This is a genomic window from Chengkuizengella sediminis, from assembly GCF_010078385.1.
Lineage (GTDB): Bacteria > Bacillota > Bacilli > Paenibacillales > KCTC-33759 > Chengkuizengella > Chengkuizengella sediminis.
The window spans coordinates 395792-415221 of record NZ_SIJC01000002.1; the positions used below are offsets into that span (position 1 = coordinate 395792).

17 protein-coding genes are annotated in these 19430 nt (G+C 32.6%); 13 read left to right on the forward strand and 4 right to left on the reverse strand.

Annotated elements, in window-relative coordinates; genetic code table 11:
* Nucleotides 1-9 precede the first annotated feature (9 nt).
* The gene (locus EPK97_RS06450) at nt 10-690 is read left to right on the forward strand and encodes a DnaD domain-containing protein (protein ID WP_162035781.1); all 681 of its coding nucleotides are present in this window, start codon (nt 10-12) and stop codon (nt 688-690) included.
* A gap of 143 nt (nt 691-833) precedes the next feature.
* Nucleotides 834-1475: a hypothetical protein gene (locus tag EPK97_RS06455; protein ID WP_162035782.1), complete on the forward strand. Its 642-nt coding sequence runs from the start codon at nt 834-836 to the stop codon at nt 1473-1475.
* Between the two features lie 99 nt (nt 1476-1574).
* Here EPK97_RS06455 and EPK97_RS06460 read toward each other — a convergent pair whose 3' ends face one another.
* Entirely contained in the window at nt 1575-1970 is a 396-nt protein-coding gene (locus tag EPK97_RS06460) for a hypothetical protein (protein ID WP_162035783.1), read from the reverse strand.
* 202 nt (nt 1971-2172) lie between these two features.
* Nucleotides 2173-2586: a hypothetical protein gene (locus EPK97_RS06465; RefSeq protein ID WP_162035784.1), complete on the reverse strand. Its 414-nt coding sequence runs from the start codon at nt 2584-2586 to the stop codon at nt 2173-2175.
* Nucleotides 2587-2826: 240 nt separating this feature from the next.
* Here EPK97_RS06465 and EPK97_RS06470 point away from each other — a divergent pair, with 240 nt between their 5' ends.
* The 5 genes from EPK97_RS06470 (at nt 2827) to EPK97_RS06490 (ending at nt 10675) form a co-directional block, all read left to right on the forward strand.
* Complete coding sequence (locus tag EPK97_RS06470) at nt 2827-5898, forward strand: ATP-binding protein (protein ID WP_162035785.1); 3072 nt, start codon at nt 2827-2829, stop codon at nt 5896-5898.
* Nucleotides 5899-5927: 29 nt separating this feature from the next.
* A complete protein-coding gene (locus tag EPK97_RS06475) occupies nt 5928-6932 on the forward strand; it encodes a response regulator (protein ID WP_162035786.1) in 1005 nt (334 codons plus the stop codon).
* 193 nt (nt 6933-7125) lie between these two features.
* Nucleotides 7126-8343 (forward strand): RCC1 domain-containing protein, encoded by a 1218-nt coding sequence (locus EPK97_RS06480; protein WP_162035787.1) that lies wholly within the window; start codon nt 7126-7128, stop codon nt 8341-8343.
* A 45-nt stretch (nt 8344-8388) separates the two neighbouring features.
* On the forward strand, nt 8389-8841 hold the full coding sequence (locus tag EPK97_RS06485; protein WP_162035788.1) for a cadherin-like beta sandwich domain-containing protein: 453 nt from the start codon (nt 8389-8391) through the stop codon (nt 8839-8841).
* Complete coding sequence (locus EPK97_RS06490) at nt 8813-10675, forward strand: S-layer homology domain-containing protein (RefSeq protein ID WP_162035789.1); 1863 nt, start codon at nt 8813-8815, stop codon at nt 10673-10675. Before EPK97_RS06485 ends, EPK97_RS06490 begins: the two co-directional genes overlap by 29 nt.
* Nucleotides 10676-10839: 164 nt before the next feature.
* On the opposite strand, the gene EPK97_RS06495 is transcribed toward EPK97_RS06490, so the two are convergent.
* On the reverse strand, nt 10840-11760 hold the full coding sequence (locus tag EPK97_RS06495) for a phosphotransferase (protein ID WP_162035790.1): 921 nt from the start codon (nt 11758-11760) through the stop codon (nt 10840-10842).
* A gap of 363 nt (nt 11761-12123) precedes the next feature.
* Here EPK97_RS06495 and EPK97_RS06500 point away from each other — a divergent pair, with 363 nt between their 5' ends.
* The 6 genes from EPK97_RS06500 (at nt 12124) to EPK97_RS06525 (ending at nt 19016) form a co-directional block, all read left to right on the forward strand.
* Nucleotides 12124-12264, forward strand: coding sequence for a hypothetical protein (locus tag EPK97_RS06500; RefSeq protein ID WP_162035791.1), 141 nt, complete (start codon nt 12124-12126; stop codon nt 12262-12264).
* Between the two features lie 499 nt (nt 12265-12763).
* The gene (locus tag EPK97_RS06505) at nt 12764-13198 is read left to right on the forward strand and encodes an NUDIX hydrolase (RefSeq protein WP_162035792.1); all 435 of its coding nucleotides are present in this window, start codon (nt 12764-12766) and stop codon (nt 13196-13198) included.
* 40 nt (nt 13199-13238) lie between these two features.
* Nucleotides 13239-14162, forward strand: a complete 924-nt coding sequence (locus tag EPK97_RS06510) for a 5'-nucleotidase (RefSeq protein ID WP_162035793.1) — start codon at nt 13239-13241, stop codon at nt 14160-14162.
* Nucleotides 14163-14282: 120 nt separating this feature from the next.
* Complete coding sequence (locus EPK97_RS06515; RefSeq protein WP_162035794.1) at nt 14283-16070, forward strand: S9 family peptidase; 1788 nt, start codon at nt 14283-14285, stop codon at nt 16068-16070.
* A 253-nt stretch (nt 16071-16323) separates the two neighbouring features.
* A complete protein-coding gene (locus EPK97_RS06520; protein WP_162035795.1) occupies nt 16324-18111 on the forward strand; it encodes a S9 family peptidase in 1788 nt (595 codons plus the stop codon).
* 266 nt (nt 18112-18377) lie between these two features.
* Nucleotides 18378-19016, forward strand: coding sequence for a winged helix-turn-helix domain-containing protein (locus tag EPK97_RS06525; protein ID WP_162035796.1), 639 nt, complete (start codon nt 18378-18380; stop codon nt 19014-19016).
* A 68-nt stretch (nt 19017-19084) separates the two neighbouring features.
* Here EPK97_RS06525 and EPK97_RS06530 read toward each other — a convergent pair whose 3' ends face one another.
* A complete protein-coding gene (locus EPK97_RS06530; protein WP_162035797.1) occupies nt 19085-19264 on the reverse strand; it encodes a hypothetical protein in 180 nt (59 codons plus the stop codon).
* Nucleotides 19265-19430 lie beyond the last annotated feature (166 nt).

Sequence of the window (19430 nt, forward strand, 5' to 3'; positions counted from 1 at the left end):
CAGATTTGAATGAATAACAGCTTTGACATCTCTCAGATATCAAAAGGAATTCAAATGGGTATAAAAGAGGGAACTGTAACTGTTCCTAACTTATTATTAAAATATTATAAAAAACTGAATCTTTCTGAAGTGGAAGTGATGATGATCATTCATATCCTTTCTTTTAAGGAAAAAGATCACAAAGATTTTCCAACATTAGAGGAAATTCAATTCAGAATGAGTGTCTCCCCTGATCAAGTTATTTACTTTATGCAAAAAATGATGAAGGACGGTATTTTAAATATAGATGAACACATTGATCCTGTTACAGGTATGCAGTCTGAACGATATAATTTGGAAGCTATAAATGAGAAATTAATTGAATGTTATATAGATGACATTTTGATGTCGGATTCAACTGAGCTAGATCATAATGAGATTGAATCACAAAATGAATCAAACCTATTTTCGGTTTTTGAAAAAGAATTTGCTAGACCTCTATCACCCATGGAGCTTGAGACGATATCAGGTTGGATTGATCATGATCAATATAAAGAGGAACTTATTTTGGCGGCTCTAAAAGAAGCAGTTTTTGCAGGTAAAGTACATTTTCGATATATTGATCGGATTTTATTAGATTGGAATCGAAATCGAGTTTTTACTGCTCAACAAGCGAAAGATTATTCGCAGAAGTTTAGAGGAGTCAGATAAATTTATATTTGTTTAAATAATGAAAGCTATTGATAGTTTACTATTGATAGCTTTTTATGATTTTGTAAAATGAAAAATAAGTGCACTCTTGCCTAGTTAGAGCATATACTGCCATTGTTAAAACATATCAAGGAGGAAGTGACTTGATCATGAGAAACAATGGGACAAATCGTATAGATCACAATAATAAAAATATGTATTCTTTTAGACATCAGTCAACTGAGTATGTACCTGCAACTAATAAAGTGTATGCAGGGCAAACTATTAGCACCTACATTCCTGGTTATGGGAATGTGCGAGCGTACGTAAGAAGTGTTAACCAATTTAATGGAATGTTGGGGCTTGATATACATTCTGTATATGGCAGTTGGCAGCCCATACAAGTTCATTATTCATATTTGGTTGGATCAGCTCTACCCCCTTTCCGAGTAAATCCTTTTGAAATTTTAAGTTGTACAAACAATTGGATCGAATTTAAGTTAACCGACGGAACTGTTATTACTGCTTATCTTAAATCTTTTAATATGAATCATGTAGAGGGTTTTGTCTCCCACAATGCTTTTAAATCAATGATATGTCAAGGAAAGGTTATAATGAACGAAGAAGAAGCAAAGCCATGTCTCAAACAATGGGTTACAGTAGTACTACACAATGATATGTCATTATCCTTTTATTTAACAAGTTATAACCAAAACTATGTTGGTGGCTATTTAAAAATATCTGAGTTGCTTCCACTATCAAATAATGTAGAGTCTGTTGTCTGTTTAGGAAATGGAGATATTTAGGAACATTTAATTGAAAAGCTTCTTCACGGGGTGTGATAGAAGCTTTTGTATGCCTTAAAATTCTATTACTCTATTGACCTCCTCTTCAAGACTTAATGATTAACATCCTGTGTTTTCTATTAATGGTGCACATATTCTCATTAACTGATCTTGAGTAAGGGTAAGGCCACTCACTGTAAATCCATCAGCATCTGCTGCAAAAGTATTCACGATGACGTTTTTACTACCTGGATGTTTGATCCTTATTTCATAGTGTACTGTATTTAAAGTATCATCAAATTCCATTGTTTCACCTGGAGATAAATCAACCTCCTGATCGAAGAGGACTACAGGTGGGGAGGGAACCCAATCTATGACTTGAAATCGAACCGTCTCTGTTTTTTTTGAATTTAGATTCACTAGCTCTAAGTGTGCATTTACCGTATCTTCAGTCGTATTTAATACTCCCGTTGATAATACTTTACATTTTCTTTTTTTAAATTTTTTTCGACCCATTGAAACACCTCCTATCATTTTAGATATAATATTCTATGCTTGCTAGATTACTAATGTATAGACAAGTAACACATGCTATTAAAAAACCACTCCTACCTATTAAAAAACCACTTTTGAACAAAACTCCTATAGGAGCCTTTGAGATATTTAATTCTAGGGGCATCATATGTAGAAAATAACAAAAGACCTCACAGTTAGAGGTCTAGGGAGTAAAATTCAATTTTGTTAAAAATGTATCTGTATCACCTTCAAATGTAAAAAAGAGAGGTCTATTTTCCTTATCAAAAACCATTAAATAGGGAGCTTCTCGAGTAGAAAATACAATGATGACTTCATCTACAAGCTCATTTATCCATTGGTTTTTTACTAAAAAACTAGGATCTAAAGGAATTTTTACTAAATATCCTTCGCTTGGAATAGGATCAATTCTAACATATAACCCTGTTATCCCTTTAAGAAATGTCTCTGCATCTTGTTGTAAGCCTATATTGACTTTAATATATTTGAGGACTTCTCCTTTACTTATGTCAAAAATTTCAATCTGTTTATTGGTCTGTGCAATAACAGTTTCGAAAATTAAACTAATAAATAGTATCAGTATTATTTTTTTAATCATTAGAACCCACCTCATTGGTATTATTCCCTAAAAGTGAGGTAGCAATTTATATAAGACTATTCGTTTTTTGTTTTATTTGGAAAACATATTGATTATACAGCTTTTTAAAATTACATGATGGATTTTGTAAGAATTTTGTGAGAGGAATTTGATATATTATAGATTAACGAATATAAACAGAAAAAAGTAATTTAGGTCAAATATATCCGATAAAAATAGACGGATTAGTAGGAGTATAGAATGAAAAAAATAATGATCGCTATTACAATACTTATCTTTTCATATTTAATAATTTTTACAGTAATACATCTGTTTGGTCCCAAGCAACAAAACATTCTATCAGCTGAAAAAGGAGTGTTGGATCTATCTGAGTGGAATTTTACAAACGATGGTAAAATGCCGCTAAATGGGGAATGGGAGTTTTATCCTTATATGTTACTAGATGCTGGTGACTTTAAACCAATGGAGAAGCATGGGCTTACACCTAGGTATGTTCAGGTTCCTGCCATTTGGACAGCTTATGATATCGATGGTCAGTCTATGAGTGCATATGGTGAAGCAACCTACAGGTTAAAAATTAAAATTGATGATGGGGAAGGAAAAGTTTTTGGACTTAAAACATCAGTTATACGTATGTCCAATCGGATTTTTGTTAACGGGGAAATCATCGGCAATAGTGGAGAACCCGGGGAAAAAGATGTATACACACCTGCAAATACCCCATATGTTGTTTATCTTACTTTGCAGAATGGAATTAACGAAATCATTATACAGGTGGCAAACTATGATTTTTTAGCAGGCGGAGGAATCATTAACTCTATCTATTTGGGAGACCAACATCATATCTCCCAATTAAGAGATAAATCGTTGATGCATGATTGGGTACAAAGTAGTGTGTTTATCATTATGGGTCTTTTTTTTGCTGGGCTGTACTCTCAGAGGAAGAAAGATTTATTATTACTATTTTTTTCCATTTATTGTTTGTGTGCAGGGTTATATACGGTTGTTATCGGTGAAAAAGTGTGGTATATGGTATTTCCTGAAACTCCGTATGGTTTATTTTTAAGGATTCAGACAATTTCAACTGTACTTGCCAACATTTCTTTATATTTATTTATTTTTACAGCATTTAAAAATATAGTATCAAAGTGGATTGTAATGATGGCTGTTACAATAGGATCTTTAATTTTGATTTATTTTATTTTGTTTCCTCATTATATACCATTATGGATGCTCATCTTAACCTCTGTTTATTTTGGAGTGGCATCAGTTTATTCTGCTTACGTCATGATTAAATGTGCTTTAGAGAAGATGGAAGGCAGTGTATATATGATCATTGGGACGATTGCTATGACCAATTATTATATTAAGTATAATATGTTGGAATATGGAATCATGCATGGAGACACATTGGTAACTTTATTCCCAATAGAATCCTTTGTTTTTTTGATTATGTTTGCTTTATTGATGTCATTGCAGTTTTCAAATGCTTTTAAGAGAAACGAACAGTTATCTAAAGAATTATTGGAAGTTGATAAAGTGAAGGATGAATTTTTAGCTAAAACTTCACATGAACTAAAAACACCGCTGCACGGGATTATCAATATTTCCTCATTTTTATTGGATGAAAAAGATGCGGGGATATCAATAAAACAAAAAGAAAATCTTTCATTGATTCATGATACATCCATGAAATTATCTAACTTAGTAAATGATCTTATTGATGTAACAAGATTGAAAAATGGAGAATTTAGGTTGCATCTTACTAAGGTCGATTTAAAGGTATCCACACAAATTGTTTTTGATGTATTGACTTTTGAGATTCAAGGGAAACAAATTCAATTAATGAATGAAATTGGTGAAGTGGCTTTAGTCATTGCAGATGAAAATCGAATCAGACAAATTTTATATAATTTAATTCAAAATGCAATCAAACATACGGAGATAGGTAAGATCATTGTCTCTTCTAAATTAATGGATGATAAAATCTATTTTTATGTTGAGGACACAGGGACAGGGATACCAATAGAAAAACAAGAAGAAATCTTTGGTTACTTTGAACAACTAGATCAGATGTCACCTCAAGATGGATATCAAAGTATGGGATTAGGGTTGTATATTAGTCGACAGCTTATCGAAAAAATGAATGGTGAGATTTGGGTAGATTGGTCTGAGGTTGGAAAAGGAACAAGGTTCGGCTTTACCTTACCAAGAGCAGATCAATCGGAACAAATAGCAGGAAGGGAATTAATCCCACAGGTCAATACAGTTGTTTCATCAAATCATGATTTTGATTTGGTGAAACAACATGAACATACGATACTCATCGTAGATGATGAACCATCAAATATTCAAATTTTACTGAATTTATTGTCTAAATATGAGTACAATGTGATCACTGCTTTTTCCGCAAAAGGGGCATTAAGAAAGCTAGAAAAATATAAACAAATTGATCTTGCTATACTGGATGTGATGATGCCTGAGATGTCAGGTATTGAACTGTGTCAAAAAATTAGAGGAACCCATTCGTTACTTGAGTTACCCGTATTATTCGCAACAGTTAAGGATTTGCCAGAAGATATTGAATTGGGTTTTAAAGCAGGAGCAAATGACTACATTACAAAACCGTTTGACTCCAAAACCATTTTAGCTAGAATCCAGACGCTGTTATCTATGAAGTCATCAATGGAAGAAGCTTTTCATAACGAATTGGCTTTTTTACAAGCTCAAATCAAACCACACTTTTTACATAATGCGCTTAGTGTCATTGTTTCTTTCTGTTATACAAATATAGAGGAAGCCATACGTTTATTAAGCATGTTAAATCAATATTTACGCATTATTTATAATACCGATCACACAACGATGTATGTTCCACTTAAGAGAGAATTGCAGTTAGTACAAGCTTATGTAGAAATTGAGAAAGCAAGATTTAATTGGTTTGAGTTTAGTAATGATATTGATATTAACCTAGAAGATATTCATGTTCCATCCTTATGTATTCAACCGTTTATAGAAAATGCTATACGACATGGGCTTTTTCACAAAAAGGGTCAAGGGTTAGTCCAGCTAATTATTCGAAATCAGAAAGAGACTATTCGAGTGATCATAGAAGATAATGGTGTAGGTATACCTGATGAAGTAATACAGCAGTTTGAAAAAGACGAATTGGGAAATGGAGGAATAGGGATGTCTAACATTAAAAAAAGATTGGATGCTATGAATGGATCCATTTATGTTGAATCAAAGATAGGCAAAGGAACAAAAATAACAATAGAGTTACCTAACAATAGAGGTCTAAATGAAAAATAGTCATTTACTTTTAAAAGAGGAGAATAGTTATGCTTAAGGTGATGATTGTTGAAGATGAACAACCGACACTAGATTTAATGAAGATTCTAATTGATGAGAATTCTGAATTATTCGTTGTGGGTAGTTTTACAAATCCTATTGAAGCATTGGAGAAGTTCCCCGCAATTCAGCCAGATGTTGTTTTTCTTGATGTAGAGATGCCAGAAATGACTGGAATACAATTGGCTGAGAAACTGATTCAAGTGAATGAGGATATACAAATTGTTTTTACAACAGCATATGAGCAGTATGCTCTTGAAGCTTTTAAAGTAAATGCTGTTGATTATTTAGTAAAGTTTGTAACTTCTGACGATATTGATCGGGTAGTAGTTAGATTAATTAAAAATGATAAACATATGAATAAATTAAATTCATTAGAAATATACAAAGAAATGCCAATTCATTGCTTTGGGACGTTTGAAGTAAGAGGAGTAAACGGATTAATTGTAAAATGGCCAACAAGAAAAACTGAAGAACTGTTCGCATATTTTTTAATAAACCCTAATCAAATCATCAGTAAATGGAGATTGATGGATTTATTGTGGTCTAAAAATTGCGCACAAAATCTCCACACTACAATTCATCGGTTAAAAAAAGCCTTAAGGGAAAATAACATTTTGTTAAATATTCAAAAGTTGAATGAAGGATATATGCTTGAAATGCAATCAGTCACTTGTGACCTAGTAGAATTCAGACAATATTTCTCACATCATTCAAAGGTTTTGAAAGAAAATTTAGCTGAAAGTGAAAGAGTTTTTCGTTTGTACAAAGGTAATCTATTTGAGGAGAAGGATTATATGTGGAGTTTAGCTTTAGATAGGGACTTATCAGAAAAATATATCTTCTTAACAAATGAGTTGGCTACTTATTATATGATCAAAAATGACTTAAGCCGTGCGGAAGGTATTATAAAAACATGTTTATCTTTATACCCAGAACATGAGAAGATAAACCGATTACTTTTAAAGCTTTATGCGTTGAATGATCATGAATAAAATACATTTTAGATGTCCTTGTTTTTTGTTTTATTTTTCTTTGTGATGATGTCACTTCTTGTCAGATTTTTGTAAGAATGAATTGATATAATCCTGTTGTATTTTTGGTTATAACGAAATCTAAAAAGTATAATCTATATTTTTACTGAGTTATGACTAATAAATTGGAATTAATACAATAAGGAGCGTACATATGAAAAAAATAGTTCATTTATTTCTATCTTTTATTTTAGTAGTTACCTCGATGACATCAGTTGCAGTGAATTCTAGTTTTGCGGAGGATTTGATATCAAAGCCAACTGATGTTTATGCTGGTCAGCATTTTAATATGTTGTTAGAGGGAGATAATACAGTGCGGGCATGGGGATGGAATAGAAATGGTCAACTAGGAAATGGTACAACAATAGATCAATGGACAGCTGTACCAGTAATAGATCATGATAATAATGAGTTGAACAACATTAGTGCAATTTCTGGTGGATTAAGACATAGTTTTGCAATGGATGAGGATGGAGAGATATGGGCATGGGGTTATAATAATTATGGTCAACTAGGAGATGGTACAACAGAAGATCGGAAAAAAGCTGTATCTGTTGAACTAGTAGATGACGATCATAATATATTGAGTAATATCCAAGCTATTACTGGTGGATTTCAGCATAGTTTAGCTACAGATGGACATGGTGAGGTATGGGCATGGGGTTATAATAGTTATGGTCAATTAGGAGACGGTACAACAGAAAGTAAGTCCAATCCTGTTCCTGTATTAGTAGATAATGAAGGTAATAAATTAAGTAATATTACAGCGATTGCTGCATCATCTGAATATAGTTTAGCGTTAGATGGTAACGGAGAGGTATGGACATGGGGAAGAAATGATTATGGTCAATTAGGAGATGGTACAACAAAATCAAAGTCCAATCCTGTTTCTGTATTAGTAGATGATGAAGGTAATAAATTGAGCAATATCACAGCTATTGTTGCTGGAGTTGAACATAATTTAGCGTTAGACGGCGAAGGAAAGGTATGGTCATGGGGAAGAAATAATAAAGGTCAGTTAGGAGTTGATCCATCTTTAGGACATAGCAAGGTGGCTTTAATGGTAGAAGAATTGAATAACATTCAGGCAATTGCTATTGGTCATGAGTACAGTTTAGCATTAGATGATAACGGAGAGGTATGGTCATGGGGAAGAAATGAAGATGGTCAATTGGGAGATGGTACACTAGAAGATAAGTTCACACCTGTACCCGTATTAGTAGATAATGAAGGTAATAAATTAAGTAATATCTCAGCCATTTCTGCTGGATATAACCATAGTTTAGCAATGGATGATGATGGAAAGATATGGGCTTGGGGAGGAAATTATTATGGCCAACTAGGAGATTGTAAAAAGTCGGGGAATAGATGATTACTGGCTATTCAATCATATTTGGGGTCATGTAATAGTGATCTATTGGATTTAAGTGCAAGCGATGGAAACTTAGAACTTTTAGAATTTAATCAGTACGAATTGAATTATGATGTCAAAGTTAACAGTGATGTTTCAAGTATTGAAGTTACAGCTACAGCAGATGATGAAAATGCAACCATCACAATTGATGGCAAAGAAGGAACGAATAAATTGATTGACTTATTCATCGGAGATACAGTCATCAAAGTAGAAGTCACAGCGGAAGATGGAGAAACAAAGAAGACATATACAATAACGGTAGAAAGAGAAGTACCGCCGTTATCAGAAGATGCCAATTTAATAGACTTAACAGTAAGTGAGGGGGAATTAACCCCAGCATTTGCTGCTGACGATGATGAATACATAGTCGAAGTGGAAGATGATATCACAAGCATAGAAGTATCAGCCATAGCAGCGGATGATGAAAATGCAACCATCAAGATTGATCAAATCTGATATGCTGACTGCACGTGATAATTTAGGAGTCACAGTCGCAAATGGAAAGATCTATGCAATAGGTGGATATGATGGTGATCATAAGTTATCAACAGTGGAAGAGTATGATTTGCACTTACTGCGTGACAATGCAAAATTGAGCAATTTAACTATAAGTGAGGGGGAAATAACCCCAGAATTTGCTGCTGAGATAGATGAATACTCAGTAGAAGTGGTAAATGATATTACAAGCATAGAAGTTTCATCTACGGCAGAAGATGAACATGCAACCATCACGATTGATGGTGAAGAAGGAACGAATAAATTGATGGACTTATTAGTCGGAGTTACAGTCATAGAAGTAGAGGTTACAGCGGAAGATGGAGAAACCAAGAAGACATATACAATAACGGTAACGAGAGATGCTCCGCCAATATCAGATGAATCAACTCCAAAACCAAGATCAAATTCAGATTCAAATTCAAACTCAAAAGTAAAAGAGAAAGTTGTTAACGTGGAAATTGGAACAGTCGGTGATAGTGAGGTTATTTCAACAACACCGATAACACAGATATCAAATAAGGATGGTAGTATCATAGATGATGTGACTTTAATACCAGAACGAGTAGAGGATGTTGTAGATTCTTTAAATGGTTCAAACGATAAAACTGTACGTATTGTCATCCCAGATGAAGAGGATAAAGTTACGGAAGTAAATGTAACTATTCCAGCGAGTTCTCTATCATTAATGGAGAATGCAGATGCCAATTTTGAAATTTATACAATAAACACACGAATTATTGTATCGAATAGTTCCTTGGATAAATTTAATGAAGATCTATTTTTCCACCTCATTCCTATAAAACAAGAAGATGAAAAAAAAGAACTAGAAGATCGTATTAAGAAAGATGAGCAAGTACTTAATATTGCTAATGATGGAGAAATACAAGTTATAGGTAGACCTATAAACATTGAAACAAATATGCAAAGTCGTCCAGTGACGCTTATACTTCCGCTCAAGAATAAATTTCTGCAAGGAGTACGTCAAAACAATTTAGATAACTTTGTTGTATTTATAGAACATAGCGATGGAAGCACTGAAATGATCAAAGGAAAGATTGTAACCTATCACGATAATGAACTTGGTTTACAATTTGATATAGATAACTTCAGTACATTTACAATGTTATATATCGAGGATCTAACTGGTTCACATACACCATATATTTATGGATTTGAAGATGGAACATTCCGACCAGATGATTTTATCACTCGCGCTCAAATGGCTGCGATGCTTTCTAGAAATTTAAGTGAAACTTTTGATGAGGATAATTCATTACCATACCAAGATATAACACAGAATCATTGGGCATTTGAAGAAATTAATATTTTAAAACAACAAGGAATCATGGAAGGTTATACCAATGGTCATTTCGGACCAGAAGATCACATCACCCGGGCACAAATGGCTAACATTATTGATCGATGGGTACAAAATCAATGTGAAAAAAATACACATGCTTATATGTTTTGTGAATCAATAGATGAGGAATTTGATTATACAGATGTGACTTCTGATTATTGGGCATACGATAGTATTTTACTCAACAAAACTTATGGAATTATGACTGGCTTTCATGACAATTCCTTCAAATCAGAAGAAAAACTCACACGTTCTGAAGCTGTTAGGATATTAAATCAATTAATTAAACGTGGACCTTTGTATGGTATTGATACATCAGGGTTTACGGATGTACATCCAGACCATTGGGCGTTTTATGAAATAATAGAATCAACTTTAGAGCATCAATGGGAATTGGATGAAGAAGGAAAGGAAATAAAAAAGGAAAGGTAAAATCTTTCAGCTTAAAAGGCTTTCTATCAATAATAGGTAGAAAGCCTTTATATTGAGTTTTAATTGTTTTCATTTGAAAAAAGTAGTCTTTCATTTAAAGGAACAGATCCTAAGTATAAAGTTTGGTGGTCAGATCGGAAGGTGCATTCCAAGCAACATGATGATCAACTCCTTATTATTCTTAAAAGACCTTCTATATCAATAATCATGCTTTCAATCCAATATTCAGATCCCTCTATAACAGTTCTTCCATAATCAAGAATCCATTTGATGGTATGTATGTACCAACAAATCCCTCCAAAATGTACAAACCAATTTAACTCTGTTAATGAATAGGGTCTGTTACTTATTTCGTTATAATAAGCTTGAATTAAATGTTGTGGGTTGAATTGACGATACTTTGCTTCCTTTAATAAACCGTATACGTCTCCAAGATGGTGGCTAATATATGCATTACTCCAATCAATCACTTTGATGTTTTCATCAGTAACGATTAGATTTTTAGGAAAATAATCATTATGAATTAGTGTCATTGGGAAATCATGATAACATTTTTTGATTTTTTCAGGAAATAGATGTGCTAGTTGACTAATTGTTTGCTTTTGATTTACAGAAAAAAATGTGTGCTCACTTAAATAAAATAGTTCTTCAATAAAAGTATCAAACGTAACGCAGTAACGTTCCAGTATTTCCTTAGACAATCGTTCGTTTTCAATATTCATAGTTGATTGATGATGTAATTGGGCTAATTTTTTTGCAGCAACAATAAAGTATTTTTCAAGTGGTTTTTGTTCTAGTGTGTCTCTGCCTATATCTTGCATAATTGTAAAGGAACCATGTTCAGACTTATGATTTTCGTAAATGAGGGGTCTTTCAATTTCAAGTGGCATTAATAGATCGTTGTATATGTCCATTTCTCTAGTCATGTTTCCACCTGACCATTTGGCAATCTTTGTTTCCTTGGATTGAAGTGTAATTCGATTAACATTGGATAATGACCAATCTCTTAAAGGTTCCCACTTGATTACGTGATTTAATACGTCAAACTGTACATTTCTCCACATTTTTGGTATTTCATTTATCAATATAATAACTCTCCTTTATTTTATTATGTTCCGATTATAGGGGAAAATTGAATAAAATAGTAGACTTATATTTTGCAATTTGTTATAATGAAAATTGAATTTTCGATAAAATATTAAACTAACTTTCAAGTAGCCCAAAATTCATTTTGGCTGCTTTTTTTAATATGTAAAACTTCATTCTAGCTTCCTAGGAGAGGTAGTTATGATTGAAAACGAAAAAATAATTTCTTTTTTACCAGATTTAAAAAGATATTGTATATCAAGAAATTACTTGAGGAATAAAGGTGAATAAGGATGATGAATGGTTTTACTTTGAATTCCAAGATCCTGATGGAAATGTAATAAATATGAAAGAAAAAATAAATGAAAATTAAGCGTATCTTTTTTCTACATATAAGGTATATGAATATCTTCTCATTTGAAGTTGTTTATGGAAGTGGTGATGGCAGGTTTTTTGATTTTGTAGACCCAAATGGAAATCAATTAGGGGCAGTTACTTTTTAAAACTCATAAAGTGTAACAGGTGGGATTTGAATATAATTTTATAAGTATGCCAATCTAAAGTTACTAGATGGTATTTCTTTTTTGAAAAACTAAAATTCAAGATTGATTATTTATATTCCGTAAAAATGTACCTGTGTTAACAATTATTAAAAAGAAAAAACCCACAGTTTTTCTGCTGCAGGATGAAAAAAATTTATATATAAAAAAGGGGTTAAGTTCATTATAGATATAATTTGTTAAAGAGAGATCAAAGTAATGTTAAGATTATATTACAAAATCTCTCTTAATTATTAACCAATATGATTTTAATTTGTCCATGGTTTCAGATATTAAATACAGGAAATTCATTATTTTTATTGAAAATATATAGTATAAAAAAGAAATGAGGAGTTAGAGAATAATTTGAGAAAGATGTGAGAATGGAAGATTTAAATGTTAAAATAAATATATTTTAATCATGAAAAAGAGATAAAATTATTGAATAGTCAGGAGAATACAGATGAGACCGATAAAAAACATAACAAAAGCCGCAATTACACTAAATGATAAAATCTTATTTACAAAAAACAAAGATAAAGATGGAGTTTATTTTTTATTACCATGCGAACCTCAAAAAAATGGTGAACAATTAAGAGTTACTTTAAAAAGAGGTTTTACTAATAAATCAGGTCATGAAATTGATGTTCATGAGATGTTATATGTAAAAGAATATATGGCCGAATATCATAAAAATCCTGAATGGGAAAGAGACACTCATCAAGTTGATTATTATTTTAAATGTAATTTTAGCAAAGATGAAATTACAAATGCTGCTGACGAGAATAAAATAGGATTAGATAAGAATAAATATGAATGGATAGATCTTGAAGCATTGGAAGGTGTACGTGTATACCCTGAAGATTTAGCCGATATATTAAAAAATGGCCATTCGTAAGTTGAGAAAATATTATTAATGAAGCTTTAGAGGAGTGCTTATGCCTTATCAAATTGAAGAGAAATTTGTTGTTGCTGTAGCTTCAAGCGCACTATTTGATTTGTCTGAATCTGATCAGATATTTCTAGAAAGAGGAGAAGAAGAATATAGGAAGTATCAAAGAGAGAATGAAAGTAAAACACTTAAAACAGGTGTGGCTTATCCACTAGTTAGACGGCTATTAGGTTTGAATGGAAATACGATGGATGACCAACCAGTAGAAGTTGTACTTCTCTCTCGAAATGATCCCGATACGGGATTAAGAGTTTTTAATTCTATTGAGCATTATAAACTTCCCATTTCAAGGGCAGCCTTTGTAAAAGGAAGTAATCCCTTTTTGTATATGGAAGCTTTTAATGCTTCATTATTTTTATCCGCAAATCATGAAGATGTTCTTCAAGCAGTACAAAGAGGACTTCCAGCAGGGCAAGTATTTCCAACAGAGTTTATTGATAACGATGAAGAAGAGGAGTTAAGAATCGCCTTTGATTTTGATGGTATTTTAGCAGATGATTCAGCGGAAGTTGTATATCAAACAGGTGCCATTGAATTATTTCATAAACATGAAAAACAAAAAGCAGAAGAACCTCTACCTCCTGGTCCATTAATGAAATTTTTAAAAGGAGTTTCTACATTACAAAAGATAGAGTTAGATAAAAAACAATCTATTAAGAACTATAAACCTAGAATTAGAATTGGAATTGTTACAGCAAGAAACGCACCAGCACATGAACGAGTCATCTCAACGCTTAGGAATTGGGGGATACAGGTTGATGAAGCCTTTTTCTTGGGAGGGATCAACAAGGAACGTGTGCTTAAAGTGTTTAAACCACATATTTTCTTCGATGATCAACTAGGGCATATTGAAGGAGTAGCTAAGATCACTCCATCTGTACATGTGCCTTTTGGTGTTGCAAATAAATAATTTCCACAATCATCTCAAAATTTTTTAGTATTCATTAGTTTTGTTGGAAACCTTAACCTATTTTTTTCGTAGATAATACATATTAAGATTGAACAACAAAAAAATGAAGGGGAGATTTCGATGATTCGTTTTAATAAACCAGATGTTGAGCAGTTTTTCCGCACTTTTAGTATTCAGCTATTTAAAGTAAGTCCTGATGAATCGCAATGTATTTTCAGTACAAATATCAGTGGAAAATATAATCTTTGGGCAATAGATTTACCGAATACATTTCCTTATCCACTAACCTTCAAGGATCAGAGCTGCCATGGCATCTCTTATGATAAACAAGGTCGATTTATCATTGCCTCTTTTGATCAAGATGGAGATGAAAATGCACAAATTTATGCGCTGCCAACCATTGGTGGAGAGTTAAAATCGATTCGTGTTCAGGAAGGAAAACAGCATGTACAGTCTATTTTATCCAATGATGGATCGAAGTTATATTATACCTCCAACAAAGATAATTCCACATTTTTGAATACTTATGTTTACGATTTGTTGTCTGAAGACGAAACGGTTTTGTACCAAGGAGAAAAAGCACCTACATTTTTGGTCGGTAAAAGTCCAGAAGGGCAAAGCTTGGCGTTCTTAGAGTTTTATACGAAAACAAGTTCAAGAGCATTTGTTATGAGGGATGGGGAAAACTTTTATATCACACCTCTTGAAGGGCAAGATCATACGTTTACGGACTTGCTTTATACTAGTGAAGATGAAATTTATTTTACTTCTAATGTAGAGTCTGATTTTCCACATCTATCTCGATTTGATATAAACACGAGACAAATTTCAAAGGTAATTGAAGTGGAAGGTGAAGAATTTTCAACTTTAAAATTAGATAAAGAGAGAAACCTACTCTATATAGTCAGTAAAAAAGGGGTTGTTGATCTTTTATATCAATTTAACCTATTGTCGAAGGAGCTTATTCAAGTAGATATTCCGGTTTCTATTATTAATCAGTTGGAAGTGGCTGAATCAGGGAATATATACATACTGGGTCAAACAGCAACAAAACCTATGAACATTTATAAGTTCCATATTGGCCAAGCAGAGTGGAGTTGTTTAACAAATTTAAATGTTTCTGGTATTTCTGAACAATTGATGACGCAGCCAGAGGTGTTTAGGTATCCATCATATGACGGATTAGAGATTGAAGCACTCTTTTTTCAAGCAAGAAAGGAAGTTAACAACGGTCATGTTATATTATGGATTCATGGTGGGCCGCAAGAGGCAGAATGCCAATCGTTCAGAGCCTTGTTTCAGTTTTTAACTTATTATGGATACAGTGTTGTGATGCCTAACTTTAGAGGATCAACTGGGTATGGCTTGTCGTTTACGAAAATGGTTGAACAAGAATGGGGAGAAGGTCCAAGACTTGATAGCATTGAAGTTTTGGAATATTTATTTGAAAACAATAAAGCTGATCGAGATAAAATTTTTTTAATGGGAAGTAGTTTTGGTGGGTATATGTCACTTTTGTTGCATGGTCGTCATCCAGAATATTTTAAAGCGGTTGTAGATATATTTGGAATAGGCAACCTATTTACTTTTATAGAGTCTGTACCTGAGCATTGGAAGCTAGGAATGCATAAGCTGATAGGACATCCTGTTAAAGATAAACAAAAACTAATCGAATATTCTCCAGATACTTATTTAGAAACAATGAGAAAACCTATGCTTATTATTCAAGGAGCAAATGATTTTAGAATGGTTATATCAGAATCTGATCACATTGTGGAATCACTTCGAAAAAAGGGAAGAGATGTTCAATATATTGTATTTGAGGATGAAGGACACGGTTTTGCAAAAAAAGAAAATGAAATGAAGGCTTATAGAGCCATCTTAGACTTTTTCAATCAATATTTATAAAATAAGGTATGGACTCGGAAATGGATATTCTCCGGGTCTTTTTCAATTATTAAAGTACTTCCGTAATTGTATTATATTTTTCTTTTGATATCTCATTTGAAAATGATGTTTGATTTGCATCCAAATAATATCTTGACATATTATACCAATGGGGTTAAAATAATTTTATCGTTAAAATTTTTTTAACGATAAAATATTAATTGAGAATTTAGTGATGTTTATAAATTTTGAAAGAAATGAAGGAGAGGTTAAGATGATTCAATTCAAAAAACCAGATGTAGAGCATTTTTTTCGTACTTTAGGCATACAACAATTTAAAATTAGCCCAGATGAGACACAGTGTATTTTCAGCACAAATATTAGCGGTAAATACAATTTGTGGGCAATGAATTTGCCTCAAATGTTTCCTTACCCACTAACTTTTATAGATCAAAGTTGTCAAGATATCTGTTACGATAAACAAGGTCGATTTATTATTGCTACCTTTGACCATGATGGGGATGAAAACGCTCAATTATATGCACTACAGACTGTAGGCGGGGAATTAAAGCCAATTCGTATACAAAAAGGAAAACAGCATTTACAACCTTTGCTGTCAGATGATGGATCGAAATTATATTATACATCAAACAAAGACAATGAAACTTTTTTAAATACTTATCTTTATGATTTGATGTCTGGAAAAGAAACTGTCCTGCATGAAGGGAAAAAAGCAGCTACATATCTAGCTGATAAAAGCCCAGATGGACTTAGCATTACATTCATAGAGCATTTCTCAAATACAAACGTGAGAGCTTTTGTTAAAAAAGATGGAGAAGACATATATCTCACTCCACAAGAAGGGGTAGATCATACCATTTCAGATATGGTTTATACAAGCGAAAATGAGATTTATTTCACGACAGATTTTGAGTCTGATTTTTCATATTTAGCTCGTTTTGATCTACAAACTAAACAATTCACAAAGATAAAGGCAATTGAAGGAGAAGAGTTTACGACGATAAAAAAAGTGAAAGATCGTAATCTATTATACCTTGTTAATAAGAAGGGTGTAGTAGATCGCTTATATCAATTTGATCTTCATTCAGAGGAGCTTTCTCTCGTACACATTCCAGTTTCTGTGATTGATCAGATTGAAGTCGTTGAATCAGGAAATGTATACATTTTAGGTCGAACAGCAACCAAAACATTTAATATTTATAAAAAAGAAGAGGCTGGGCAGGAATGGATTAAACTAACAAACTATGGTGTTCCAGGTGTGTCTGATCAACAGATGGTTGAACCTGAGGTATTAAGGTATCCATCATTTGACGGATTGGAAATTGAAGCGCTCTTTTTTAAAGCACGAGAGGAAGTGAGCAACGGTCATGTTATTTTGTGGCCACATGGTGGACCACAAGCAGCAGAGCGTCAATCGTTTAGGGCTTTATTCCAATTCTTAACCTATTATGGTTTCAGTATTCTTACACCTAATTTCAGAGGTTCAACTGGATATGGATTATCTTTTAAGAAAATGGTTGAAAAAAACTGGGGAGATGGACCAAGACATGACAACATTGAAGGTTTAAAATTTTTATTTAAAAATAAACTAGCAAATCGAGATAAAGTATTTTTAATGGGTGGTAGCTTCGGAGGTTACATGTCCCTACTGTTACACGGTCGACATCCAGAATATTTTAAAGCAGTTGTTGATATTTTTGGACCGAGCAATTTATTTACTTTCATTAATTCAGTTCCAGAACATTGGAAGCCGATTATGGATCAGTGGGTAGGTAATCCAGAAAAAGATAAACAAATGCTAATTGATTATTCCCCAGATACGTATTTAGAAACAATGACAAAACCAATGCTTATCATTCAAGGAGCTAATGACCCACGAGTTGTAAAAGCTGAATCTGATCAAATTGTGGAATCACTACGCAATAAAGGCAGAGAAGTAGAGTATATCGTATTTGATGATGAAGGACATGGTTTTTCAAAAAAAGAAAATGAGATCAAGACATATCGAGCCATATTAAACTTCTTCAATAAATATTTGTAAGCGTTCTGATATATAAATATATTAAAAATCAAAGGGTTTCATTGGAAACCCTTCTTTTATTCCATGCCAAATATAATAGAATATTTTATTGAATTTATAAAATGTGGACGGTCTGTATGGTACTGCAATTTCCTGAGGATTACTGATCATAATAGTATTGATAATGTCTATAATGAGTGGTTATTAGGAGCTCTATGATGGGAATAAAGATGGAAATCATGCTACAATGTAAGGAATAGGAGCAACTTAACGGAGGAAAAACGATAATGAAAGAACAAAAAAAAATAACGGATATTGAGATGTTGGAAGCATTACTTGATCCTAGACGCAAACGTATTATTGAATTAGCCAAAGCAAAACCATTAACTGTAAAACAGATAGCATCTGGCCTCGGAGAAAAACCCTCTCGATTATATTATCATGTAAAAAAACTAGAAGAAAATGATCTTTTAATCCTTGTAGAAACAAAACAACAGGGTAATTTAATCGAGAAATATTATCAAACAAATGAAGAAAAGCTGGGTGAATATAAGATAGATGATAATTTCTTAAAAGAACATTCATCATCCTTGTTAAAAGGAGTGAAACAAGTAATTTCTCCTGGGTTAAAACTTCTTGAGCATGCGGCAAAGGAAGGTAGTCACGAGAAACAGATAGAGTTAACAATCACATATTCTAATATGTCTGGTGAGGAGTGGGAATTATCTCACAAACGAATGAAATCTGTAATTTCAGAAGAAAAATTAAATAAACTTAAAAATATTCAACAATTAAAAGAACTAGTAAATGATCATGATAGTAGAATGTCAAAAGAAGATTTAGAAAAACAGAGTGATTATGTTCATGTTGTGTTAAGCTATCGTATAAAAGATGCTCAAGATTTAAATTTAATTGATGATTATTGAATACAGCTTTTAGGGGATTATTCTGACCTCCCATGAGGAGGCAGTCTAGCCTCTAGTTTCGTTTGATGTTATCCTTCATCCTTCTGTTCTGTTTGATTCAGCTTTTTGTAAATCATTTTTAGGGTTGAATTTATATTGTTCAGGCTCATTAATATAATTCCAAGCATTATAAATGTAACAATTTCCCCTGTGAAAATGGAAATAATTCCTACTACTATCATGTAAATACCATAAAATATATTTGTCATGTATTTATTGGACCTCCCTGCTTCTCTTTTTATTTGTTTCATTACATCAATTTTCATTTCCTATAATAAAATAAATATGTGCTAAAGTAAAACACAGTTGGTAATTTTGTTATAATGAACCATGATATGTATAAATAAAAAGTTCAACGTAGAATACTGTCTCTAC